Source organism: uncultured Nostoc sp. (genome assembly GCF_964247315.1).
Taxonomy (GTDB): domain Bacteria; phylum Cyanobacteriota; class Cyanobacteriia; order Cyanobacteriales; family Nostocaceae; genus Nostoc.
On the sequence record NZ_CAXTTT010000018.1, the window covers coordinates 46498 to 70045 of the forward strand.

The 23548-nt window shown below is 41.2% G+C and carries 18 protein-coding genes and 1 pseudogene; 14 read left to right on the plus strand and 5 right to left on the minus strand.

From position 1 onward, the window contains the following. Positions 1-129 precede the first annotated feature (129 nt). From kdpB to ACFE93_RS07965, 3 genes are all read left to right on the plus strand, one after another. Complete coding sequence (gene kdpB / locus ACFE93_RS07955; protein WP_375472801.1) at positions 130-2235, plus strand: potassium-transporting ATPase subunit KdpB; 2106 nt, start codon at positions 130-132, stop codon at positions 2233-2235. 514 nt (positions 2236-2749) lie between these two features. Beyond that, positions 2750-3352 carry a K(+)-transporting ATPase subunit C gene (kdpC, locus tag ACFE93_RS07960; protein WP_375472802.1) on the plus strand — a complete coding sequence of 201 codons (603 nt, stop codon included), beginning with the start codon at positions 2750-2752 and terminating at the stop codon, positions 3350-3352. 106 nt (positions 3353-3458) lie between these two features. After that, positions 3459-4616 carry a universal stress protein gene (locus tag ACFE93_RS07965; RefSeq protein ID WP_375472803.1) on the plus strand — a complete coding sequence of 386 codons (1158 nt, stop codon included), beginning with the start codon at positions 3459-3461 and terminating at the stop codon, positions 4614-4616. A gap of 249 nt (positions 4617-4865) precedes the next feature. Here the strand turns inward: ACFE93_RS07965 and ACFE93_RS07970 are convergent, their stop codons facing one another. Further along, on the minus strand, positions 4866-6281 hold the full coding sequence (locus ACFE93_RS07970; RefSeq protein ID WP_375472804.1) for a folate/biopterin family MFS transporter: 1416 nt from the start codon (positions 6279-6281) through the stop codon (positions 4866-4868). Between the two features lie 294 nt (positions 6282-6575). On the opposite strand from ACFE93_RS07970, the gene ACFE93_RS07975 reads away from it, so the two are divergent. Genes ACFE93_RS07975 through ACFE93_RS07985 form a run of 3 tightly spaced genes read left to right on the plus strand, consistent with a single transcriptional unit; the run spans position 6576 to position 9475 of the window. Further along, entirely contained in the window at positions 6576-8384 is a 1809-nt protein-coding gene (locus tag ACFE93_RS07975; protein ID WP_375472817.1) for an ABC transporter ATP-binding protein, read from the plus strand. Between the two features lie 45 nt (positions 8385-8429). Next, the gene (locus ACFE93_RS07980; RefSeq protein WP_375472805.1) at positions 8430-8858 is read left to right on the plus strand and encodes a hypothetical protein; all 429 of its coding nucleotides are present in this window, start codon (positions 8430-8432) and stop codon (positions 8856-8858) included. A 56-nt stretch (positions 8859-8914) separates the two neighbouring features. Beyond that, a complete protein-coding gene (locus tag ACFE93_RS07985; protein WP_375472806.1) occupies positions 8915-9475 on the plus strand; it encodes a shikimate kinase in 561 nt (186 codons plus the stop codon). Positions 9476-9657: 182 nt separating this feature from the next. On the opposite strand, the gene ACFE93_RS07990 is transcribed toward ACFE93_RS07985, so the two are convergent. From ACFE93_RS07990 to ACFE93_RS08000, 3 genes are all read right to left on the minus strand, one after another. Then, the gene (locus ACFE93_RS07990) at positions 9658-11304 is read right to left on the minus strand and encodes a HEAT repeat domain-containing protein (RefSeq protein ID WP_375472807.1); all 1647 of its coding nucleotides are present in this window, start codon (positions 11302-11304) and stop codon (positions 9658-9660) included. A gap of 114 nt (positions 11305-11418) precedes the next feature. Then, complete coding sequence (locus ACFE93_RS07995) at positions 11419-11796, minus strand: hypothetical protein (protein ID WP_375472808.1); 378 nt, start codon at positions 11794-11796, stop codon at positions 11419-11421. A gap of 49 nt (positions 11797-11845) precedes the next feature. Beyond that, a complete protein-coding gene (locus ACFE93_RS08000) occupies positions 11846-13228 on the minus strand; it encodes a cytochrome P450 (RefSeq protein ID WP_375472809.1) in 1383 nt (460 codons plus the stop codon). 239 nt (positions 13229-13467) lie between these two features. Between ACFE93_RS08000 and ACFE93_RS08005 the strand changes: the two genes are divergently transcribed. Beyond that, a complete protein-coding gene (locus ACFE93_RS08005) occupies positions 13468-14100 on the plus strand; it encodes a ParA family protein (RefSeq protein ID WP_334912503.1) in 633 nt (210 codons plus the stop codon). A 2-nt stretch (positions 14101-14102) separates the two neighbouring features. Beyond that, positions 14103-14849 (plus strand): hypothetical protein, encoded by a 747-nt coding sequence (locus ACFE93_RS08010; RefSeq protein WP_375472810.1) that lies wholly within the window; start codon positions 14103-14105, stop codon positions 14847-14849. A gap of 176 nt (positions 14850-15025) precedes the next feature. On the opposite strand, the gene ACFE93_RS08015 is transcribed toward ACFE93_RS08010, so the two are convergent. Continuing rightward, positions 15026-15910: an alpha/beta fold hydrolase gene (locus tag ACFE93_RS08015; protein WP_375472811.1), complete on the minus strand. Its 885-nt coding sequence runs from the start codon at positions 15908-15910 to the stop codon at positions 15026-15028. 274 nt (positions 15911-16184) lie between these two features. Here ACFE93_RS08015 and ACFE93_RS08020 point away from each other — a divergent pair, with 274 nt between their 5' ends. The 6 genes and pseudogenes from ACFE93_RS08020 (at position 16185) to ACFE93_RS08045 (ending at position 23502) form a co-directional block, all read left to right on the plus strand. Further along, positions 16185-16496, plus strand: coding sequence for a BMC domain-containing protein (locus ACFE93_RS08020; RefSeq protein WP_375472812.1), 312 nt, complete (start codon positions 16185-16187; stop codon positions 16494-16496). Positions 16497-16578: 82 nt separating this feature from the next. Next, positions 16579-16926 carry a carbon dioxide-concentrating mechanism protein CcmK gene (locus ACFE93_RS08025; RefSeq protein ID WP_104908943.1) on the plus strand — a complete coding sequence of 116 codons (348 nt, stop codon included), beginning with the start codon at positions 16579-16581 and terminating at the stop codon, positions 16924-16926. 1012 nt (positions 16927-17938) lie between these two features. Beyond that, positions 17939-19126 (plus strand): HetZ-related protein 2, encoded by a 1188-nt coding sequence (locus tag ACFE93_RS08030; RefSeq protein WP_375472813.1) that lies wholly within the window; start codon positions 17939-17941, stop codon positions 19124-19126. A 338-nt stretch (positions 19127-19464) separates the two neighbouring features. Beyond that, a pseudogene (locus ACFE93_RS08035) lies at positions 19465-19629 on the plus strand (pilus assembly protein PilB); the annotation flags it as partial. A gap of 1239 nt (positions 19630-20868) precedes the next feature. Further along, entirely contained in the window at positions 20869-21552 is a 684-nt protein-coding gene (locus ACFE93_RS08040) for a Crp/Fnr family transcriptional regulator (RefSeq protein ID WP_375472814.1), read from the plus strand. Positions 21553-21720: 168 nt separating this feature from the next. Next, on the plus strand, positions 21721-23502 hold the full coding sequence (locus ACFE93_RS08045; protein WP_375472815.1) for a M61 family metallopeptidase: 1782 nt from the start codon (positions 21721-21723) through the stop codon (positions 23500-23502). Positions 23503-23548: the final 46 nt, after the last annotated feature.

Consider the following 23548-nt stretch of genomic DNA (forward strand, 5'->3'; position numbering starts at 1 on the left):
TCCTGCCTTATCTTATAAATTATCCGGTTTCGTAGGATGCGTTAGTAACGCATCCTACAGGTTGGATATTTTTTTATTAGAAGTTCCTATAACTCCTAACTCCTAACTTCTCATCCCTAAACTTTATTCATGAATCAAGTGGCAACTAACTTCAAAGCTAGACGCCCAAGTTTTCGTAGTGGCGATCGCCGCCAAAAACGTAAAAAGACCAGGGCAAATAATAAGTGGCTGTACTTAAGGGCAATTAGAGATGCTTTTGTCAAACTCAACCCTAAGTATGCAATCAAAAATCCAGTAATCTTTGTAGTTTGGGTAGGGACAATCATCATCCTATTGCTAACGATTGATCCCAACCTATTTGGCCCAGCCCTTCAAAAGAACCCACAACTTTTCAACGCCTTGTTATCGGGGATTTTATTCTTTACAGTTTGGTTTGCCAATTTTGCCGAAGCAGTGGCAGAAGGACGGGGTAAAGCCCAAGCCGATGCTTTGCGGTTAACAAAGTTAGAGGCGATCGCGAAAAAACTTGCTGCCGATGGCACAATTAGTGAAGTTTCATCCATCAGCCTCAAACAGGGCGATACCATCTACGTCGTTGCTGGCGATATCATCCCCGCCGATGGCGAAGTAATCATGGGTGTTGCCTCAGTGGATGAATCAGCAATTACTGGGGAATCTGCACCAGTGTTAAAAGAATCAGGCTCCGACGTTGCTAGTTCCGTCACTGGTGGGACGCGGATTATCTCAGATGAACTAATTATTCGGATCACGACTGACCCAGGCAAAGGCTTTATTGACCGAATGATTGCCTTAGTAGAAGGGGCAGAACGCAGCAAAACACCCAATGAAATTGCCCTCACCGTATTGTTGGCAGTTCTCAGCTTAGTGTTTTTGTTAGTCGTAGTAACCTTGCCTGCACTTGCTTACTATATCAACAGTCCAGTCAGCGTCCCAATTTTAATTGCCCTATTAGTAGCGTTAATTCCTACCACCATTGGCGGCTTACTAAGTACCATCGGTATTGCTGGTATGGATAGAGTTGCCCAATTTAACGTTATTGCCACATCAGGACGAGCAGTGGAAGCCTGTGGTGATGTCAACACTTTACTTCTTGACAAGACAGGTACAATTACCCTCGGCAACCGTCTGGCGGAAGAGTTTATTCCTCTCAACGGTCATTCAATGTCAGAAATCGTTAATGTTGCCTGGGCAGCTAGTGTCTTTGACAATACACCAGAAGGTAAATCTATTGTCCGATTGGCAGAAAAATTGGGCGCGCGGTTTGATTTTGACTCCAGTCAGGCAGAAGGAATTAGTTTTTCCGCCAAAACCCGGATGAGTGGCACGAATTTACCTGGTGGGTATGAAGCCAGAAAGGGAGCTGTAGAAGCTATTAAAGGATTTGTCCGTTCCCGCAACGGATACGATACACCAGAATTGGATGCTACCTACGAACGAGTTTCTCGCTTGGGAGGTACACCCCTAGCAGTCAGCCTAGATAACGAAATCTATGGGATTATTTATCTCAAAGATATAGTTAAACCTGGTATTCGCGATCGCTTTGAGCAACTGCGACGGATGGGAGTGCGTACCATCATGCTAACTGGAGACAACCGAATTACCGCTTCTGTCATTGCCAAAGAAGCTGGAGTTGATGACTTCATTGCCGAAGCTACACCAGAAGACAAAATCAGCATCATTAAACAGGAACAAGCCGCAGGTAAACTGGTGGCGATGACGGGAGATGGAACTAACGATGCACCAGCATTAGCCCAAGCTAACGTCGGCGTGGCGATGAATACAGGAACGCAAGCGGCAAAAGAAGCTGCCAACATGGTCGATTTGGACTCCGATCCTACAAAGCTGCTCGATCTCATTAGTATTGGTAAACAATTGTTGATTACTCGCGGAGCATTGACGACATTTTCCATCGCTAATGATATTGCTAAATACTTTGCAATTATCCCAGTGATATTTGTCGCTGCTAACCTGCAAAGCATGAATATTATGAATTTGACTAGCCCTAAATCTGCTGTACTCTCAGCACTGATTTATAATGCTTTGATTATTCCCGCTTTGATTCCCTTAGCATTAAAGGGTGTCCGGTTTAGACCGCTGAGAGCTAATCAGTTACTCCAACGTAATATCTTAATTTACGGCTTAGGTGGGGTAATTGCACCGTTTATTGCCATTAAGTTGATCGATGTACTGATTACATCTGTGGGCTTGGCTTAAGTGGATGTTTGAAAAGTATTAGGCGAATATAATTCGCTATTAGACAAAGCTTAGTCCACCTCCGTGGACTAAGAGAAAATCAAGTTTTCAAACCCACAGAAGTTGGTTTTGTCTGTATAGTCACAAATTATATTTGCCAGTGCTAGTAGTATATTTTGCGACTTTTCAAACATCCTCTAAGGACAGCAAAAGTAGAGAAGATGGGGAAACAAGCGCATCTTAACCAAAGTAAAATAATAAACATTTTTACTTTTACCTGTTGAGAGGTGGAACAAGAAGAATATGAATAAACATCGTTTTTACTCAGTACTGCTTTGGCGATATCCTTTGTTTAGTCGCAATGGCATAAACAACATCTATCACTCGCTATTTTTATCCCGCTGTGCTTGAATGTGGTAACTGCCCTAGTTGTTTATGCTGTTGCTAAAGCATCTTGTAATTTCCTGCTAGGTGGGCAAAAGAATTAAAAATTAAAATTAAAAATTAAATTCTAGGCGCAATTGGAAAATTTTTTATGGCTATTATTCGAGAAACCATCAGAGCAATTTTTATAACTTTAATGCTTTGGTTGTTGACTGCAATCATCTATCCGTTGGTAATTCTTGTAGTGGGTCAAGTTTTTTTGCCCTATCAAGCTAATGGCAGCATCATGCGGAATTTAAGTAATGAACCAATTGGTTCGGCTTTGATTGGTCAGGTGTTCACATCTGAGCGATATTTCCATTCTCGTCCTAGTACTGTTAGATATAGCCAAGGAAAAAAAGCCAAGCCAACTGGCATATCTGGAGCTAGTAATCTCGCGGCAAGCAATCCAGAACTACAGAAGCGGATTTTAGAAGAGGCAGATAAATTACGAGAGGAAAATCTTCAACCGATAGCTGATATAATTTATACCTCTGGTTCTGGTTTAGATCCGCATATTTCCTTTAAAGCAGCACGGCAGCAATTGACGCGGGTTGCTGGTGCGCGGGGAGTAAAAGAAGAGGAGATCCTACGTTTAATTAATAAGTATACTGATGGCAGATTTTTATGGATTTTTGGCGAACCGGGAGTCAATGTTCTCCGATTGAATTATGCTCTTGATTTGCAAGATTTTAATCGTCAGCAAAATCAGTAAATGGGCATGGGGGAGCCACTGCGGTCTTGGGGTCTCCCCAAGTGGAGCAAGTGGCGTCATGGGGCATTGGCAATGATGGTTTTCCCATGCAATAGGAGTGCTATAAATGTCAGATAATACTAATATTGGTTCGGCTGGGAATGCGCCTTTAAATTCTGCAAGTTACTCGCTTTATCCCGGACGACGGCGGGGTAAGCATAAAATCTTTATTGGTATGGCTCCTGGAGTAGGCAAAACCTACCGGATGCTGGAAGAGGGACACGCATTCAAACAGGAAGGAATTGATATCGTTGTTGGACTTTTGGAAACCCACGCACGCAAAGAGACAGCTGAAAAGGCAGAGGGACTCGAAATTATACCCCGTAAGCAATATCCTCGCGGTGAGTTGACGCTGACGGATATGGATACAGATGCTATTTTAAAGCGATCGCCCCAATTAGTCTTAATCGATGAACTTGCCCATACCAATGTCCCTGGTTCTCCACGCGAAAAGCGCTACGAAGATGTAGAAGTAGTTTTGGCAGCAGGTATTGATGTCTACTCCACAATGAATGTGCAACATCTAGAAAGTCTCAACGACCTAGTAGCCAGAATTACAGGTGTAGTAGTCCGCGAACGGGTTCCTGACAGGATTATGGATGAAGCAGATGAAATAGTGGTAGTTGATGTCACACCGGAAACACTGCAAGAACGGTTATTAGAAGGGAAGATTTACGCACAGCCAAAAATCCAACAATCCCTCGATAATTTTTTCCAACGCCGTAACCTGATTGCTTTGCGGGAGTTGGCTTTGCGGGAAGTGGCAGACAACGTGGAAGAAAATGCGATCGCCTCTACTCCCAACGGACAATTTTGTAATATTCACGAGCGGGTTTTGGTGTGTGTTTCCACTTATCCCAACTCAGTGCAATTGTTACGTCGAGGTGCGAGACTAGCTAACTATATGAACGCGCCGCTTTATACTTTGTTCGTAGCCGATCCAGAACGCTTCCTCACCAAAGAGGAAAGCTTACATATCCACACTTGTGAGAAACTTTGTAAGGAATTTGAAGGTAGTTTTATTCGTGTTACCAACAGTAATATAGCTAATGCGATCGCCCAAGTCGCCGAGAAATATCGGATTACCCAAATTGTAATTGGTGAAAGTCAGCGATCGCGCTGGCAAATGCTCCTCAAAGGATCTTTGACGCAAAAATTGGTACGCTTACTCAAAAACATCGATTTGCATATTATTGCCAGCGAAAAAATGGTTTCATCCAAATAGGGGATCGGGCAGGGGGCAGGAGTAAAGAAGTGAAACTTTTTCTGTCTGATGCATGAGTCCTGCACTTTGTACCTCATTTACTTGAAAACTGCTGTATTACACTAGACTTCTTGCATGAATCAAAAGCCCTCACCCTAAATCCCTCTCCCAAGCTTGGGAGAGGGACTTTGAAATTGTCTCCCCTTCTCCCAATTTTGGGAGAAGGGGTTGGGGGATGAGGGCTAGTTTTGCATTCGTGCAAGAGGTGTACTATTCTAATATTTCTGACTTTGGTTCTCTCAGTACCAACTCAGACATCAAATCAGGCGAAAATGATTGTTCCTCATTTTTGAGTGTCTCAGTTTGCTCCTCAGCAGCAGGTAGCCAGTTGATAAATGGTAGGGGTAACAGCGTACTGAGGTTAGTAATTACCACCAAGATCCAAAGTGACTCAAAGTTGGTTGCAGTGATCCCCAGCCAATAAGTGATTAATGCCCCGAATGCATGAGAAACGCTTCCTGCTGAATTAAACACTGACATTAATAAGGCAAATAATGTTGCTTCTACACCAGAAGGACAAAGCCTTGCTGCTAGCACCATCACTTGCATAAAGGCAATTTTCCCCATCACAGTCAGAATCAGGCTATCACCCAAACTAAACCAGTGGTCATCTATACCCAATAGCCTGTTTGTGTGAGTCACCAACAACAGCATCGTCATCCCCAAAATTGACGAAAGGACAGTACTCCAAGCAAAAATCACGCGAAAAGGAATGCTTTTAAGGAAACGTTGAAAAATCCAAACACCTGCTAAAGAAGCGAAACTTGTTACCAAATGCACCCGCCCCAAAAATTCTGGTTCAAAGTGGAGTTCGTTGGTAGTGAAGTAGAAAAAGGCTGAGTCAGCATTTGGGGTAGCTTGCCAGATGAAGATAAACGCCGTTGGTAGCCAAATTGTTTTTTGGCTTATGGCTTGGCGTAGCTGCCCCAGCTGATGTTTGATTGGTAAAGAGTTGGTCTGATTACTATCTTGAGCATCTTTGCTAACAGGGGACTCAGCAATTAACCAAGCCACCCCTGAAACGATCAGAGGAAATAAAGCGGTAATCCCAAAGACGGTACGGGTAGTAAAGTATTGGAGCAGCAGACCGCTAAAGTAGGCTGTTATTAAACCTCCGATCGCCGAAGCACCCCAGCACAGAGATTGTAGTGAACCGGCTTTTGCTTGCGATTCGCCCCTGGCTCGTTCCACAACCAGCGAGTCAACGATGACATCACTCATGGCGACGGAGAGAGAACCTAGAGCGATCGCTAATGTAGCTGCCCAGCTAGTATGAACTATTGTGGCCAGACTTATCCAAGAAGCAGTTCCCAATATCCCGGATAAAATCAAGTAAGGACGGCGACGATAGCCAAATATAGGCAAGCCATCAGAGATAAAACCAAATACCGGCTTGATCATCCAAGGTAGGAAGACAATTCCCAATAGCGCCGATACCTGGACTGGACTCAGGAGTAGTTCATCTTTGAGAAAAAAGCTAACGGCTAGACGCGATAACCCTAAAATTCCTTGGACAAAGTAAACGGTGAGAATTGCAATTAACTCCGCATTTGGTTCATTACCCAAGAAGAGTTTTTGTGTTATTGAATTTTTGACCTTGGACAAGCCAGATAATTGATCTACCATTCGATAAATAATTTTTAAATTTTGTTTACTTTTCTATCATATCGATTCTTAGGAGGTGGGTTTTTTCTCACATTTTTGCTTTTATTTCTTCTTTGAGTATTATTTAAGGCTTTCCTAACAACTTTTCTTTCTTTTAGCAAGATGTTCTCGTTCCCGATCGGCTATTCGCCTTTGAATTTTGGTACATCGAATATAGTTCTCATTAGTTCTGTCTAAATGAATCTTCAGACTCAGGACTTAGGACTCAAGACTTTGTTCCGTGGTAATATCAGTCACACGAAACCGCAAAAAGCCGTGGCTACTGTATTAAAATCTCATCGGGCATCAAGAAGGCGTAAACATTCAACGTATCCTCTCCAGCGTTTGCTTGAGTACGGACACCAGTATCGCAAACAAATTTGGCTGGCGACTACTTATTCTATCCTCAATAAATTTTTCGACCTAGCACCACCCGGCTTAATTGGCGTAGCAGTGGATGTGGTAGTCAAGCAACAGGATTCCATAATTGCACAGTTAGGGGTACGGGATGTCTTTGGACAATTTTTGATTATTTCTTTCCTCACTGTGATCATTTGGATACTAGAATCGGTTTTTGAGTACGCCTACGCTCGACTTTGGCGGAATTTGGCTCAGAATATTCAGCATGACTTGCGTTTGGATGCATACAAACATTTGCAAGAGTTGGAATTGGCTTATTTTGAAGAACGCAGCACTGGCGGTTTAATGTCTATCCTCAGTGATGATATTAACCAATTAGAGCGGTTTTTGGATGGTGGAGCAAATGATATCATCCAAGTTTCCGCAACTGTTCTAATTATTGGCGCTGCTTTCTTTATTTTGGCTCCTAGTGTAGCGTGGATGGCTTTGTCACCGATGCCATTTATCCTCTGGGGTTCTTTTGCCTACCAACGACTACTTGCGCCTCGCTACGCTGATGTCCGCGAAAAGGTAGGTTTTCTCAATTCGCGGTTATCAAATAATATTAGCGGAATTACTACTATTAAAAGTTTCACTGCCGAAACTTATGAAGCCTCTCGTTTGGAATTAGATAGTGACGCTTATCGCCGCAGTAATAGGAAGGCAATTACTCTTTCTGCTGCTTTTGTGCCGCTAATTCGGATGCTAATCTTGGTGGGTTTCACTGCATTACTTTTATATGGCGGGATGGCCGCAGTTTCTGGAGCAATGTCTGTAGGTACTTACAGCGTATTAGTATTTTTAATTCAGCGATTGCTATGGCCTTTAACTAGATTAGGCGAAACATTTGACCAATATCAAAGGGCAATGGCTTCCACTAATCGAGTCATGAATTTATTGGATACTCCTATTGCCATTCATACAGGTGATGTGGCATTACCTGTGAATGAAGTGCGCGGTGAAGTGCAATTTAAAAATGTTTATTTTGCCTATAAAGATAGATTTCCAGTAATTAAAAATCTGTCTTTGGATATTCCGGCGGGAAAAACCATTGCGATTGTCGGTTCAACTGGTTCTGGTAAAAGTACTTTAGTTAAACTCTTGTTGCGGTTGTATGAGGTGCAAGCTGGAAGCATTACTCTCGATGGCATTGATTTAGAAAGTTTGAATTTACAAGATTTACGCCGCTGTATCGGTTTGGTGAGTCAAGATGTCTTTCTATTTCATGGCACTGTAGCGGAGAATATTGCTTATGGTAGCTTTGAGACTACAGAGCAAGAAATCATCACGGCGGCGAAGATAGCCGAGGCGCACGAATTTATTATTGAATTGCCCGAAGGTTATGAGACAATTGTGGGGGAAAGAGGACAAAAGTTATCTGGTGGACAAAGACAACGGATTGCGATCGCCCGTGCAGTCTTAAAGAATCCCCCGATTCTGATTTTAGACGAAGCGACCTCGGCGGTGGATAATGAAACAGAAGCAGCAATCCAGCGATCGCTAGAACGGATTACAGTAGATAGAACTACAATTGCGATCGCTCATCGTCTTTCCACCATCCGCAATGCCGATTGCATTTATGTCATGGAATATGGGAAATTAGTAGAGTCGGGAACCCATCAGCAATTGCTAGAGAAAGACGGTATTTATTCTAGTCTCTGGCGTGTACAATCAGGCTTAAGATAACTTTCGCCCCTTCTTTCTGTCTTAATTACGAATTACGAATTATTTATGTTTTTTGGTAATAGTCAACCAGAATCAGGTGATAACAAGTGGCGTCGCCAGCTGGATAAGTTTGTCAAAGCAAATCAGCAAGAGTTGGCAGCGCTGTTTTGGGGATTGTGGTTAGCAAATGGTGACAGTCAAGGTACTGTTGGTATTGATTTGCAACCAGCGCCGCATTTTGTTTATTGTCCGAAAGAGCAGATAGAGAATTTAAATATTAAGGTTGAGAATCGGCTTCAGGAAATTTTGGGAATTGTTGAGAATCACAAGCCGGAAGTGGAAGTTGTGATGATTGGGATTGGGAAGGGGGAAATTAAGTTAATTCAGTTTGCACCGGAACCAGCACCACCGATTTGTTTTGAGCAAGCTGGGAAGGATGTGGATGGGTTATTGGATGTGCTGGAACAACGGATGAGTGAAGAGTTGAAGTTATAACTAACTAAGCCTTATTTATTTGAGCAGAGTTGTTTCTAATCTTCAGGCTTTTTAAAATGAGTCGTAAAATTTCAGATATTATTCTTATTGGGCCAATTAGTACAGGTAAAAGCACCCTTGGAAGACTCCTTACTCAGAAGTTAGGGATTCCACAGTGTTCTATGGACGATGTACGATTGGATTATTATAAGGAAATAAATTATGATGAGCAGTTGGCAAAGCAAATAAGAGAAAAAGAAGGATTTCAAGGTATTTATCGTTATTGGAAACCCTTTGAAGCCTACGCAGTTGAAAGAGTACTTTCGGAATATAACAATTGTGTTATTGATTTTGGTGCAGGCCATTCTGTTTATGAAGATGAGGAACTTTTCAAACGGGTGCAACAAGTTTTAGAGCTATATATAAATGTTGTGTTGATTCTTCCTTCTCCAGATTTAAAAGAATCTATCCAAATACTTAACGAACGTAATGGTGGAATTGTTAGTAATGGGTTTGATTTGAACGAATATTTTGTTAAGCATCATTCAAATTATGATTTAGCAAAGTTCGTTGTTTATACAAAAGGGAAATCGCCTGAAGAAGCACGTGACGAGATACTTAAAATTGTAAAACTTTAAAACTGATTACTTGTTGTCTAATTTAAAGTGTATCTTCTAGATGCATTACAGCTTTAGGAAATATCTTTTATGCTAGGCTATAATCCCGCGATGAGTATCAATTTTCTGTTTGTTAACGCAAAGGAACCCGGAGGGAAGCGCAGAGAAACGCGGAAGAAGAGAAATAACTCTGCGCTTATTGTTTAGTTCATTGCTTTGTAGAAATCTGGGTAAGTCAGATTTTCGGCACAATGCCAGATAATGTTAAACACGGCTTCATAGCGATATGAACTGTTTTTGTAGAACTGTTCACTCAGATAATCTTTTATGCTTATGACTACTTGTGGTAAATGTTCGCTTTGGATGATGCTTATCAAATCATCAGCTATATCTAAAAGACAGGATTCATAGGATAGCCACTCCAAAGGAAATAAATCTTCATTTTCATCTTCCTCAACTTCAAGATAATGATGGGTTTGAATGAATCTGATAAAGACGGCGATTAGTTCATTTAGCTTCTCTGCTTCTAATTTTCTACTTAGGTTAAATTGTTGTAAGCTATAAGCAGCACTTGTCAAAATTGATTCATGCTTTGTAGTGTTCAATAGCCGAATTAGAGTATCAAACGCCTGTTGATTATTAGAATCTATTTCCAGCAAGATAAAGAGCGCATATAGAGATGTACGTTCATCTTTTAAATTAACCATTTTCCACATGGCTTTAATTATTTGCTGCTGATAGTCATTAGTTGGTGCTAGTATATCTGCTGCATGAAAATACACACCTTCTTCCTCAGCCGTTTCAAGTATTTTGGATAAAGTGGTGATTGCTACTCTATTACCTGAATCGAATTTTCCTAGACATAAAGCAGCCTTACAACGGAAAAATTCATTCTCAGTGATTTTAATTCTCTCAGTTAAAATAGTAATTGCAGCTTTGTTACCTGGATCAATTACCATCAAATATCTAACAGACATATCGAGCAAATATGTATTCTCGGTAGTTTCGAGAATCTGGACTAAAGTATTTAACACTATTGCATTACCTGGATCAATGCCCCACAAAGCCGCAGCCGCACATGAAGAAACCACGTCATCTTTGTATTTTTGGATGAAATCAATTAGGGTAGCGATCGCAATTTCATTGCCATAAGCTATTTTTCCTAAAGCTGTAATCGCACCCTGATATATGTCTTCTAGAGTCAACCACTCATTTGTAATTTCATCAGGCTTCATCTTAATAAATTGGATTAAAGCAGCGATCGCAGTTTCATTGCCATAGCCAATTTTCCCTAAACTACCAATTCCAAACCACCAATAGTCATATTTATCTTGCTTCATTAGGAGTAATAAAGCTGCGATCGCACTTTTATTACCCGGATCGAGTTTTCCTAACTTTTCGGCTGCAACTCGGAGAATCGAACGAGTTTCAGTAGTATGAACCAAATGCACAAAAGCAGCAATTACCCGTTTTCTATCGGTTAATTCCAGCGTTTTTCTTGCTGTCTTCACCAATGGTTTTGGTAGTATCTGCCAATTGCTTTTATCTTGCCGAAAATAGGCATAACTCCATTTGAGCAGTTGTTCTACAATTGCATCACCCAAACTACATTCTGGGAACTGGGATAAAGCGTCAGCGGCCAAGAAATAGGCGCGATACCGATAAAAATCGCCGCAACCGTCATCAAAATCTATTAAAGCTTGGATAAAATCTTCTTTCTGCTGCTTATCTACATCCTTTTGGCTGAACCAGTGGATAATCTCTGCTTTCCACTCCGGCTCAAAGATGCGGTAAGTGCCTTGATTTAAATTGCTGCGATCGTGGTTAAAGAAATACTGCCAATCATGCATTGCCTCCTACCCACTTCGAGATGTGGGACGAAAGGGACTTAAATGCATCTTGCTACATTAGTTGGCTTGCTGTCAAGTCTAGACGCGATGAGAATCTATAAATTTTGCTAGACCTCAGAATTGTATCTCAAGCGTTGGAGAATCGATATCTAAAAGCCAATTTTCATCAATAAACTCTAAATTTTCATTGTAAATAAGAACCAACTCACCTAGCTTTTTAGTGCCATCAACAGCAGAAGCTATAAGGAAAAACTTTAGTTGTAAAAAACGTTTTTTGTATGTAACGCCAATAGAGCTACTAATTAATTCAGATTCTAGGGTACGAGGCAAAGTAATTGTTTCATAATATTTATCTTGTTCATCCCAGTAGCCGCATATTTTATAATCAGATAGTTCTAAATGTTTTTTCACAAGAGCATTAGCATCTAAAGTTTCTAATATTTCACTTAAATCTCGCCAAACTTGATGATTTTGTAATTCGAGTTTTGTCATAGTTATTACCTCATAGTAGGGTGGGGATTAAAATGCCCACCCTAGTTGCCTAAACTAACGCTGATGTATTTGCACGCTTTACTTGAGGTGTTGCAACCATCCGCATTCCGGCTGGTGCAGCTAAAGTTAACCCACGGCGCACAGGACGCACGGGACGTTTATTCACTAGCGAAACTTGAAGTTCTGACAAAACAGTTGCCAAGACAATTTTCATTTCATACTGGGCAAATGCCATTCCAATACAGCGACGATTACCGCCACCAAAGGGTAAATATTCATAAGGTGAATATTGTTTTCCTAAAAAGCGTTCTGGTTTGAACTGCTTGGATTGTGGATAAACTTCTTCTCGATGATGCGCTAAATAAATACTGGGGACTATTACCATTCCTTCTCGCAATTCGTAGCCCATAATTGTAATTGGCGTCTTCACTATCCGCACAAAAGCAGTCATGACGATTGGGTAAATTCGCAATGTTTCTTGGCAAACTGCTGTTAAATAGGGCAATTTAGCTACACTACTCAAATCGGGGTTAATTCCAATGGTGTTGAGTTCCTTTTGCAACTTCTCACGCACCTCTGGTAAATGGTCAATCCAGTAAAAAGCCCATGTTAATGCCGAAGCGGTAGTTTCATGTCCCGCAACTAGCAGCGTCATTAACTCGTCGTGTAATTCTTCATCTGACATCCCTTGACCATCTTCATAACGAGCCGCCATCATCAAACTCAGGATATCTTGGCGATTTTGATCGAGTTCAGCCCGACGTTCTCGAAGTAAAGCATAAATCAGTCGATCAATTTTTTGCCGTTGTTGCAGAATCCAGCCCCACGGACTCCATGCACCGAAATCTTTTTGCATGAATTGGAAGAAGAAGGCGCTGGACATTACGGACGAAGTGATGAAATCTAGTAAATCACTTAGCGATCGCCTCAGTTCTTCAAAAAGCTGTCCATCATTTAAACCAAATACGACCCGTAAAATAACACGCAAGGTGATTTCTTGCATCGACTTACGGATATTAAAAGGCTTGCCAGTTTGCCATTCATTACTCACTTGTCGGGTTATTTCCCGAATTTCCTCGCCGTAAGCCCGCATTCTTTCGCCATGAAAGGGAGGAGCTAATAATTGCCGTTGGCGCTGGTGGCGATCGCCATCCGCTAACATAAAGGAGCGATCGCCAAGTAAAAATTTTAGTCCTATGTTCCCCCTGCCAACCTCAAAATGCCTAGAATCAGCAGTAAAAATCTGCTCAAGCGCTTGGGGTTGACTAAAATACACAAGATGGTTATTAGAACTATTACTCCTGATCGTGAAAGTGTCACCGTAAGTTTGGGCAAAATCATCCACATATTTCAGTGGCTGACTAATAAACTTAATCATCCGCAGCCAGCGCGGCATTTGAGGCCCATCGGGCAGATTGTAAGTTGTTGTCATAGAATTTTGTGGAGTTGATGGCTTCTGAATTTTATTGTTACGACTTTTCATGTTACTTAGGGTTACAGAAAGCGGTATATTCATCATTGGGGACTAGGAACTGGAAACTGGGGACTGAAAAAGAAGACAAAGAGAATAATAAAAACTCTTGTACAGACGCGATTAATCGCGTTTCTACTCCTAACTCAGCACTCAGCACTCAGAACTCAGCACTCAAAAGGCAGCATCGGAAGCAAGCAGTGCCAAAAATCATCGCTATTCTCAACGGTAAAGGAGGAGTCGGTAAAACGACTACCGCAGTCAATCTGGCTGCAAACTTTGCGAAGAAAAAAAAGGTGCTGCTGATTGATGCAGATATTCAAGGTTCTGCCAGTTGGTGGTTTGGGCGGAGTCAGCAGGGAATGGGATTTGATTTATCTCAAGAAACAGATCCTACACTTTTAGGTGATTTAGCAAAGATAACAGGTTACGATTTAGTAGTGGTAGATACACCTCCCGCGCTACGCTCTGAAGCATTAGTGGCGGTAGTTGCGATCGCAGATTATCTAGTTTTGCCTACACCCCCAGCCGCAATGGATTTAGCAATCCTCGTGGAAACAGTCAAGGAAGCCGTCATCCCAGTGGGAACCCCCCATCGGGTATTGCTCACCAAAGTCGATACGCGCAGTCTGGGGGAAGCACAAGAAGCGAAAAACACTCTGACTCGCTTAGGTATTCCTACTTGTAATACCTTCATCCGTGCCTATAAAGCTCATGAACGAGCAGCACTCGAAGGTGTAGCGATTACTCAATGGCGAGGAGGAAATGCACGGGAGGCGGAATTAGACTACCGCCGTGCAGCTGATGAATTACAGCGTGATTGGAGAAAATAATAATGGCTAGGAAACAAAGTCTCTCTGACTTACTACAAGAAGAGGCACAAAAATTTACACCCCCAGAAGGTGAATCTGCGATCGAAGTTACAGCAGAAAAAATTGCCGAAGAACAGGCTGCATCTGATGAGGAATCGTCAGCACAAACACTTGAGCCAACTTCTACTAAGCGTACAAGTCCCACTAAAGCTGATTTAGAAGTAACTGTCAAAGAATTGACAAGTAATCTAGAAACAAGCCACGAAAAAGAAGCATCTCTTGAACAAGAGATTGCTGATTTGCAATCAAAATTATCTAAACAAAAAACATTTGTATCCGAACAAAAATCATTACTAGAACAGCTAACAAAAGAACTTGATGAAACCAAAAAAACAGCACTGCAACTAGCAGAAGCGAATTCCCATCTGATAGAAGAAATTAATGCTTTAAAACAAATAGCAGAAGATAATTCTAAACTTGCTGTCGCTGTAAAAGAAACTAGTGCTATAAAACCAGTAAAAGAACACTACAATCCATATAACTACAAAAAATCACATCTTTCATCAGAAAGAGTAGCTCAAAATCAACCAGATGAGTATGCTGGTAGTGTTGTAAAAGAAACTAGTGCTATAAAACCAGTAAAAGACCACTACAATCCACTTAACTACAAAAAATCACATCGGTCATCGCAACCACTAGCTCAGAATCAACCACAAAATCAACCAAATGAGTATCCTGAGAGTTCTAATGAGATGTGGTTACTTGACTAGTACAGCTTGGCACAAATCCAGCTAGCCACGATTAACCAGACAAGGGGATTTTGCCCCTTGTCAAAGGTAGGCAAACTTCCGCCACAGTATACCCTCGTATTTTTTTAAGACGTTCTCCCCAAATACATCCAATAAGGTGCAAGAGATGCATAAGATTTCTTAGGTTTGAACTACAATTATCGAAAGTCTAAAATATGCTGTGCGGTAATTTGTGGTTGTTCTAGGTGTGGGAGATGACCACAATATTGAATCCAGACGAGGGTACTGTGTGGAATTGCTCTATTAAATCTTATGGCATCCCTAATACCCAAAATTTTATCGGAATCGCCCCATAAAATTAGCGTTTGTTGCATAATTTGTGATATTGTCTCAAGTCTAAAAGCACTGTAACCACCACTTTTAGTGAAAGAAATTAGAGCTTGATGCCAACTCGGCATTTGTAAGTGTAATGCCCCACAAAATAACGCATCGATAGAGGCAAGAGTTTGATTTTTATATCCAATGCGAGAAACGCGATCGCGCACCTTCATATTACTCAAAAACTGAGCTGCTAAATAATCTAATGGGGGAAACATGAATTTGCTCAATGGCGAACCACCTGCTAACCCCGCACTATCAATTAACACCAGCTTTTCTACCACTTCTGGATAAGTCAGCGTAAAATCAATCGCTGTCGCACCCCCCATCGAAGCGCCCACCAAAATTACAGGTTGGTTAATTAGGCTTTTCCAGAAATAATAAAGATGGGTTTTAATCGCAGTTGGGCTATAGGCAATTCCTGAAAGTCTATCTGTAAATCCAAAACCCAGCAAATCCACTGCCCACGTTTCATTATCTTCAGAAAGTAATGGCAAAAGCCGCCGAAATTCTAATACAGAACTGTCAAAGCCATGAATTAATAAAATCGGAGTTCCACCACACCCTTGCTTGACAAATGTTGTGGTAATTGGTTGATTAGTTAAAGGAGTAGCGATCGCAGTTGTTTGAATACTCCGAGCTAGTGCGATCGAAGTAGATTCTGTGAGTTGCCCAACTGCTGTAGGAAGAAAATTCGGAAACATAAATTTCAGTTTATCGTACTAGCTTGCTTCCACCCATAACTGATTTTGTTAAACAATAAAGTTACACAATCTAAGATGCTGAGGTATTATTTGTAATATATAAAACATAAACCAGTGAGTTATCAAAATATTCTAACTCCCAAAAGACGCGATTAATCGCCTCTCTACCTCCCCAAAAAATATGGCATCAAAGAAAGTTTTCCAAAATGTCAAAATTGGGACTAAAGCCACGTACAATTAAAATCGCTTATCCCTTAATCTAGGAGCTAATGCCATGCCAATGGCGGTTGGCGTAATTGAAACTTTAGGTTTTCCGAGTGTCTTAGCAGCAGCAGATGCAATGGTCAAAGCTGCCGAAGTCACAATTGTGTATTATGGTCAAGCGGAAAGCGCTCGCTTGTTAGTCGCCGTCCGGGGACACGTTTCTGAAGTAAATAGAGCTGTTGAAGCCGGAATCGCAGCTGGAGAGGAAGTAAAAGTTGGTACAGTAATTACCTACTACATCGTTCCCAATCCCCCAGAAAATATCGAAACCATATTACCAATCCATTTTACTGAGGAATCAGAACCTTTCCGCATCTTCTAAGCAATTTTGCTATTCATTATCTGTAGCGAAGCTTCGTACAATTAACTTGTAGCCCCCAGTTTATTCATACAGGAGATTAATAATGTCATTACAGGCAATTGGAGCACTTGAAACGAAAGGTTTTCCTGCGGTGCTAGCAGCAGCAGATGCGATGGTAAAAGCTGGTCGAGTTACCCTTGTTGGTTATATCAGAGTAGGTAGCGCTCGTTTTACAGTTAATATTCGTGGCGATGTTTCTGAAGTAAAAGCCGCTATGGCTGCCGGTATTGAAGCCGCAGAAAATGTTTATGGCGGTACCCTAGAATCCTGGGTGATTATTCCTCGTCCCCATGAAAACGTTGAAGCTGTTCTACCAATTGCCTACACAGAACAAGTCCAAGGTTATCGAGAATCTGTAGAAAATCCCATTGTTAGATCGAACAATCGATAGATTTAACCTCCTGCGGGGGAATTCAAAACAAAAAATTCCCATAAATGAATTTAAAGAGAAGTTTCTTGTCAGGCTTCTGATTATCAGAACTTTAGAGAATTACATTCTTTCTGTTTTTAGATTTTGCATAAGTTGAATTTTGAAGCAGAAGCAAAGCAACAGTCAAAGTCAATAGTCAAAACCAATATTGACTGTTGACTATTCATTTTTAGGAATATAAAAGCTTTAAGAAAAACTTAGCAATATTAAAGGTGTAGTTGTGACTGAAGCTGGTTTAAAAAAAATCAATTCGCCTATCAATCCCTACTATCCAGAATAGCGTAGGCGTAGCCCGTCGTAGACATCCCCACATAGGATACTGAGACTAATTCCACGCTATAGCAATAGTATTTCTCTAAGATTTTATACAACTACTTACCAAATAAACAACCTCTAAAACCGCTAATTACCGTAGATACACTTAATAAAACCAACAAATATCAGAAAATGTGACTTAATACGATTTAGCGAAAGCGCGATCATCTTTAAAAAACAGGGAATTAAGTCAATTCATCACAGGGGTTGGGGAATTTTCTAGGGCAAAATCTCATTAATACCAAGGATATTTAGATTTAACTAAGTATTCTACTACGTAAGGAGTTGTAGAGAGTTGAAATTTATACGGGTGGAATAACGTCTAACATTGAGTTAAATTAGATTCGTTCCTCTATGCTGTTACAAAATGTTAGATTTACCCGATCCATTTCGTGCAAGGTGTATCCTCACCAATTTAAGCAGATTTCTGTTCTCAACTACAAAACATAACTTTACAAAATGCTTCAATTAATAGAATTGCTCCAAATGCATGATATACATGGCTTTTAGTAATTTTGGATTTAAAGCAAAACATCAATATAGAAATTTCTGCATAATTTTAGTGAATTCACACGTAATAAAAGTAGAATCACTGAGCTATTTTCATGAAACTCATGAAATCTGGGGCAGCTGCCAGTTAAACAATTAGGTGGGGCGAATGGGGGTTGTGATGCAAACTTCAAAATTGAGTTTCGAGGAATGCAATCTCACTATGACAATGGATGTGGAAAAACTGGCTCTAGATTGGCAAAAGCGCTTGGCTGTGGAATGTCCAGACCAAAATGAAGCCGCGAGGCAAAGCATTATTCTCTGGCTGTTGGGATCTGACTCAAAACGGTTCGATCTGTTTAATCCTAAAGAACTCGATATCGCCAAGCAAGCGATGGAATATCGCTGGAGAATTTTACGTCAACGCTACTTGGGACTGGGGCGAGAACGTGCATATCGCAACTTGATAACCCGATTGGGGAGTTTAGTAACATTACGGAATAAGATTCAGACTTGGGTTTCCCTCAGTCGCGATCGCCAGCGTAGTGTAATGGATGTATTACAAGAAGTACTCCAAGAGTTACTCCAAAGCGACAGTCAGATGCAACAACAAATGGTTGATATTGCCAAATATACAACCGATAGACGATTGGGGGATGCTCTGCTATTTGCCAGTGTAGAAGAATATTGTCTGCGCCCAGTACGGAATCAACCCCTATTAGCTTACCGGTTTGTGAATTATTTGCGTCGTACTCAGCGCGGTGGTTTAACCCAAGTACCGGGCCGTGACTTGGTTAGACTAGTGTCAGAAGAAGTTCTTACAGAGGACAGTGACAATCGAGTTAACTTAGTCGATAGTCAGGCGATCGCAGAATATCAAGAGGCACAACAACTAGAGGAACAACAGGGGCTGCGCCAATCAGTACAAAAAGAATTTGAAAATTATTTACAAGAAAATCTCGGTATAGAAGCAGTGGAATGGCTACGGCTGTATCTGCAAGGTAAGTCCCAGGAAGAGATTTCCAAAAGACTAAATAAGCCAACTAAAGAAGTCTACCGTCTGCGAGAAAAAATTAGTTACCATGCTGTACGTGTTTTTGCTCTCAAAGGTAATCCAGAGCTCGTAGACAACTGGCTCTCAATTTCCTTGCAAGAACATAACTTGGGATTAACCCAAAACCAATGGCAGCAACTTGATGAAAAATTGACTCCTCTAGGACGACAAATTCTAGATTTGCGGAGAGCGGGTAATTCAATAGAAGCCATAGCCCAGCAGTTAAAACTCAAAACCCATCAAGTGTTAGGCGAATGGACGAAAGTCTATCTTGCAGCCCAAGCTTTAAGAACTCAAGAGTAGCCTGTAGTGGAAAATGGAGCATGGGGGAGTGGGGAGCAGAGAAGGCAGAAAAATGAGAGACAAGGAGATAAACAAAACTCAGCACTAGCTCAACGCCCCGCTATCCATGTACAGCACTCTTTTTCGCAATCCTCAGTATTATCCCTAGCCTATAATCTAAAATTCATCTTCTACTTACAATTACTTAAGTATATATAATTGAAATTTATATAATATAACAAAGTATCTTTATTAACTACTTATTGAATTAGAGGCAAAATATAAGTAAACACCAACAAATCAAATCTATGTTGTCTTCAAAGGGCGAACTAAATGATACCGCAGCAAATGGACAGCAAATGCTAACTGCCCCTCAAACTAGGTGGGAAGAAGGAGGCGATCGCGAACAAATATTCTACCTGATTGATAATCTTTTGTCCTTTGAAGCTTGCCTCTACCACCAGATTTTGCCCTTTGGATTAAAAGACAAAAACCTCTTGCTAGGTATGGTTTATCCAGAAGACAGCGAAGCCCTAGATTATGTTGGTCGCATTTTGTCTTATATCAATTGCACAATGGTGATTGAGGCGATCGCAGCCGATGCCCACCGCAGAATACTTTCAGCCTACCTTAACCATAAGAATACATCCCAGCTAGATGCTAAATTGCATCAGGCAACAGTGGACTTTCTCCCAACCAATAGCCCAGCTACAATTGCTGACACACCTAGTCCTTCCCTAGATGCCGACTCGGAATCAAATCAACAACCAATATTGATGGTATTTCAGACACAAAAACATCAAAATTCTGGACAGCAGATAGACTTGCCTCCGATCCCAGAGCTAGACCAATCATTTCAAACTACAACGTTCTTGACCCCTATTTCCAGAACTCAACAGGAAGAGAATTCTGAAGCCACATCATCAAACAATTTACCTATTTTTCCCACACAAGCTTGCGAACTACTGAGTCAGATTGAGTTGCTAAAACTACTACCACCAAAGAAATTATTAGAAGAATTACTAGGGCGAATCTTGGCTGGGGGAATTGGTCGTCTGTACTTAGAAAGACAAGCTTATGAAGGCAGAATACTGTGGAGTGACAATGGAGTTTTGCAGTCTGTCTTAGAAAAACTGCCGCTCTCAGTTTTCCAAGGAGTACTGAATGAATTAAAGCGGTTTGCTTCCCTGCCTATAATCACGGTTGCAGAACCAAAACAGGTAGAAAAGGAATACGTATATCAAAAAAATCGATTATTATTACGCTTGCGAGTCATGCCGGGAATCTACGGCGAAGAGGCAACACTCCAAGTATTGCGGGGAGCAGCATTAAAATTCTATCAACAACAACAGTTAACACGTCTAGGCCGCGATGCTTTAGGAATTTCTCAGCAACTAAGCATCAAGTTACATGAACTACAAGAACGACTTTTACTGAATCCTAGCCTTGATTCTCAGCAATTAGAGGCTTTAGTTGCACTGAATCAATTAGTGAAAAATTTAGACCAACAGATCAAAATACTGGCACTAGATAGCAATCGACAAACAAAGAGTAAATCATCCGTCAGTAAGTGAAAACGCTGATTTCGTTCGCATACATAATTGTTATGTTGTAATGGAATCCTAGACTAATAAAGCTTAGAGATTTATCTCTAAATAAATACAAATTTTGCGATCGTATTCTGAGTAAGATTACGGTTTAAACAAACTTAATAGTAGCAAAGTTAGTTTCCCGCTCTTAAATCCTATTGTTGCAAATATTTCATGCTAACTGAGGTTTTTAGTGAACTTTTCCCCTTAATGAGTACAGCCAATCCACAGACATTGGAATGGCTACTCAAGGTTGCAATTGAACATGAATATCCATCTGGGCGAGCCGTTGTGATGGAAGATGCCTGGGGTAACGCCGTTTACTTCGTGGTTTCTGGTTGGGTCAAAGTCCGGCGTACCGTCGGGGAAGATTCAGTAGCTCTGGCAATTTTTGGGCGTGGCGATTTTTTTGGAGAAATGGCAATTTTGGATGAGTCTCCACGCTCAACTGATGTCATTGCCCTTTCACCCGTGAAGTTGCTTAGTATCTCCAGAGAGCGGTTTATTCAAATATTGTTTAAAGACCCACAGTTACATCACCGAATGTTGCAACTGATGGTGCGGCGATTGCGACAAATTAACCTGCGCTTACAAATGCGCTCTTCACCACCAGCCGTCAAACTCGCCCATACCCTAGTGACTTTGGGTGAAAGCTATGGTCAAGAGTCAGACTTAGGAAGAGAAATTTTTAACATTCCCTTTAAAGATTTAGCAGAGGTGACAGAAATCGGCGTTGAAGAAACCACCAAAATTATGGAAAAACTACATGAAAAAGGGTGGATAAAAATTGATAGCGCCAACAACATCACTTATCTTGTGAACTTCAAACAGTTGATGAACTTGGCTGGCAAAGTGTGATTTTTTTATCCAATTCTCTACAAGACGCTCTGCGTAGCTTGCTTCTTTGTAAGTTTAACGCCAGAGATTTTGAATGATGATGAACGAAAGACGTTTTGTGTGCGATGTTAAAAGCAAATTTGTCATGATGGGGAAAATTACCCATTAATTATTGACTCAGTACACAAGATGACTGAAGCAACAGCAACTCGCCCCAACACTTATCTCCAAGAAACCGAGCCAAAAATTCATTACTTGGTGGCAATGTCCCAACCAGAAACCCATCTGTTTGAGATTACTTTACACCTTGTAGATTATTCCTCACCGATTCTCGATTTAAAACTGCCAGTGTGGACACCTGGTTCCTATTTAGTTCGGGAATACGCGAAGAATTTACAGGATTTTGAGGCTTTTGCAGAAAATAAGCCTTTAAATTGGCAAAAGCTCGCTAAAAATCATTGGCAGATAGAGAAAATAGGTATTTCAGAATTAACTGTACGTTACCGCATTTTTGCGAATGAGCTATCGGTACGGACAAATCACTTAGATGCTACCCACGGTTATTTCAATGGTGCGGCACTATTTTTTAGAATATCTGGCTGGGATAAGCAACCCATTCGCGTCACCATCGTACCACCACAGCCGGAATGGCAGGTAACTACTGCCTTAACACCCGTTGCTGAGGAAACGAATACTTTCTTGGCTAGCGATTTTGATACTCTGGTTGATACCCCTTTTGAGATTGGTTCCCACCAATTGTATAAATTTGAGGTATTAGGAAAACCTCATAAATTGGCAATCTGGGGGCAAGGTAATTACCAAGTTCAGCAGATGATTGCTGATATCCAAAAAATTATTCAAGTAGAAGCGCAGATGTTCGGCGGTTTGCCTTATGAACGATATGTGTTTCTGCTACATTTATTTAGCCAAGCTTTTGGCGGTTTGGAGCATAAAGACTCTTGCTCCTTAATTTACCAACGTTTTGGGTTTCGCGCTCAGGATAAGTACCATCGCTTTCTTCAATTAGTTGCACACGAGTTCTTTCACTTGTGGAATGTCAAGCGAATTCGCCCAAAAGCATTAGAGGTTTTTGATTACGACCAAGAAAACTACACACCATCATTGTGGTTTTGTGAGGGCACTACTAGTTACTATGACTTGTTAATTCCTTTGCGGGCAGGAATTTTTGATGTTAAGTCGTATTTGAATAACTTGGGTAAGGAAATTACCAGATATGAAATGACACCAGGGCGCAAGGTACAACCCGTTTCCGAGTCGAGTTTTGATGCCTGGATAAAACTCTATCGCCCAGATGCCAATAGCGGTAATTCCCAAATTTCCTATTATTTAAAAGGAGAAATGGTATCGTTGCTGCTGGATTTGCTGATTCGCTCTACTCACAACAATCAGCGCTCCCTCGATGACGTGATGCTGAAAATGTGGCAGCAATTTGGGCAAGCTGAAATTGGTTATACCCCAGAACAGTTGCAAGAAGTTATCGAATCTGTTGCCGGAATCGATTTGACTGATTTCTTTAAACACTACATTGATAGTACTGATGATTTGCCTTTCAATCAGTATTTAGAACCCTTTGGCTTACAGTTGGTAGCCGAACAGCAAGAAGAACCTTACCTGGGCGTGAGAACAAATACAGAGAATGGGCGGGAGATGGTTAAGTTTGTGGAGACTGGTTCACCTGCACAAGTAGAGGGAATTGATGCAGGTGATGAGTTGTTAGCAATTGATCGGATTAAGGTAACAGCGGGTGGCTTAAGCGATCGCCTGAAAGATTACCAACCAAACGATACCATCCAAGTCGCAGTTTTCCACCAAGACGAACTGCGTACTTATTCCATCACCCTGGCATCACCACATCCAACTAAATATCAGGTAAAGCCTGTTGAGCATCCTAACTCCAAACAGCAGCAAAACTTTGCTGGATGGCTTGGGGCTGCGATCGCAACTGTTTAATAAAGGGGCATGGGGTATTGAAAAGAGGCACAGGGGCGGGGTGCAG

Excerpts from the sequence above, each read along its gene's own strand:
- ACFE93_RS08015 (WP_375472811.1), bottom strand. The coding sequence starts at position 15,910 with ATGTTTCCGAATTTTCTTCCTACAGCAGTTGGGCAACTCACAGAATCT.
- ACFE93_RS07990 (WP_375472807.1), bottom strand. The coding sequence starts at position 11,304 with ATGCATGATTGGCAGTATTTCTTTAACCACGATCGCAGCAATTTAAAT.
- ACFE93_RS07980 (WP_375472805.1), top strand. The coding sequence starts at position 8,430 with ATGTTTTTTGGTAATAGTCAACCAGAATCAGGTGATAACAAGTGGCGT.
- ACFE93_RS07995 (WP_375472808.1), bottom strand. The coding sequence starts at position 11,796 with ATGACAAAACTCGAATTACAAAATCATCAAGTTTGGCGAGATTTAAGT.
- ACFE93_RS08030 (WP_375472813.1), top strand. The coding sequence starts at position 17,939 with ATGGGGGTTGTGATGCAAACTTCAAAATTGAGTTTCGAGGAATGCAAT.
- ACFE93_RS08045 (WP_375472815.1), top strand. The coding sequence starts at position 21,721 with ATGACTGAAGCAACAGCAACTCGCCCCAACACTTATCTCCAAGAAACC.
- ACFE93_RS08040 (WP_375472814.1), top strand. The coding sequence starts at position 20,869 with ATGCTAACTGAGGTTTTTAGTGAACTTTTCCCCTTAATGAGTACAGCC.
- kdpC (WP_375472802.1), top strand. The coding sequence starts at position 2,750 with ATGGCTATTATTCGAGAAACCATCAGAGCAATTTTTATAACTTTAATG.
- ACFE93_RS07965 (WP_375472803.1), top strand. The coding sequence starts at position 3,459 with ATGTCAGATAATACTAATATTGGTTCGGCTGGGAATGCGCCTTTAAAT.
- ACFE93_RS08010 (WP_375472810.1), top strand. The coding sequence starts at position 14,103 with ATGGCTAGGAAACAAAGTCTCTCTGACTTACTACAAGAAGAGGCACAA.
- ACFE93_RS08000 (WP_375472809.1), bottom strand. The coding sequence starts at position 13,228 with ATGACAACAACTTACAATCTGCCCGATGGGCCTCAAATGCCGCGCTGG.
- ACFE93_RS08020 (WP_375472812.1), top strand. The coding sequence starts at position 16,185 with ATGCCAATGGCGGTTGGCGTAATTGAAACTTTAGGTTTTCCGAGTGTC.
- ACFE93_RS07970 (WP_375472804.1), bottom strand. The coding sequence starts at position 6,281 with ATGGTAGATCAATTATCTGGCTTGTCCAAGGTCAAAAATTCAATAACA.
- ACFE93_RS08025 (WP_104908943.1), top strand. The coding sequence starts at position 16,579 with ATGTCATTACAGGCAATTGGAGCACTTGAAACGAAAGGTTTTCCTGCG.
- ACFE93_RS07985 (WP_375472806.1), top strand. The coding sequence starts at position 8,915 with ATGAGTCGTAAAATTTCAGATATTATTCTTATTGGGCCAATTAGTACA.
- kdpB (WP_375472801.1), top strand. The coding sequence starts at position 130 with ATGAATCAAGTGGCAACTAACTTCAAAGCTAGACGCCCAAGTTTTCGT.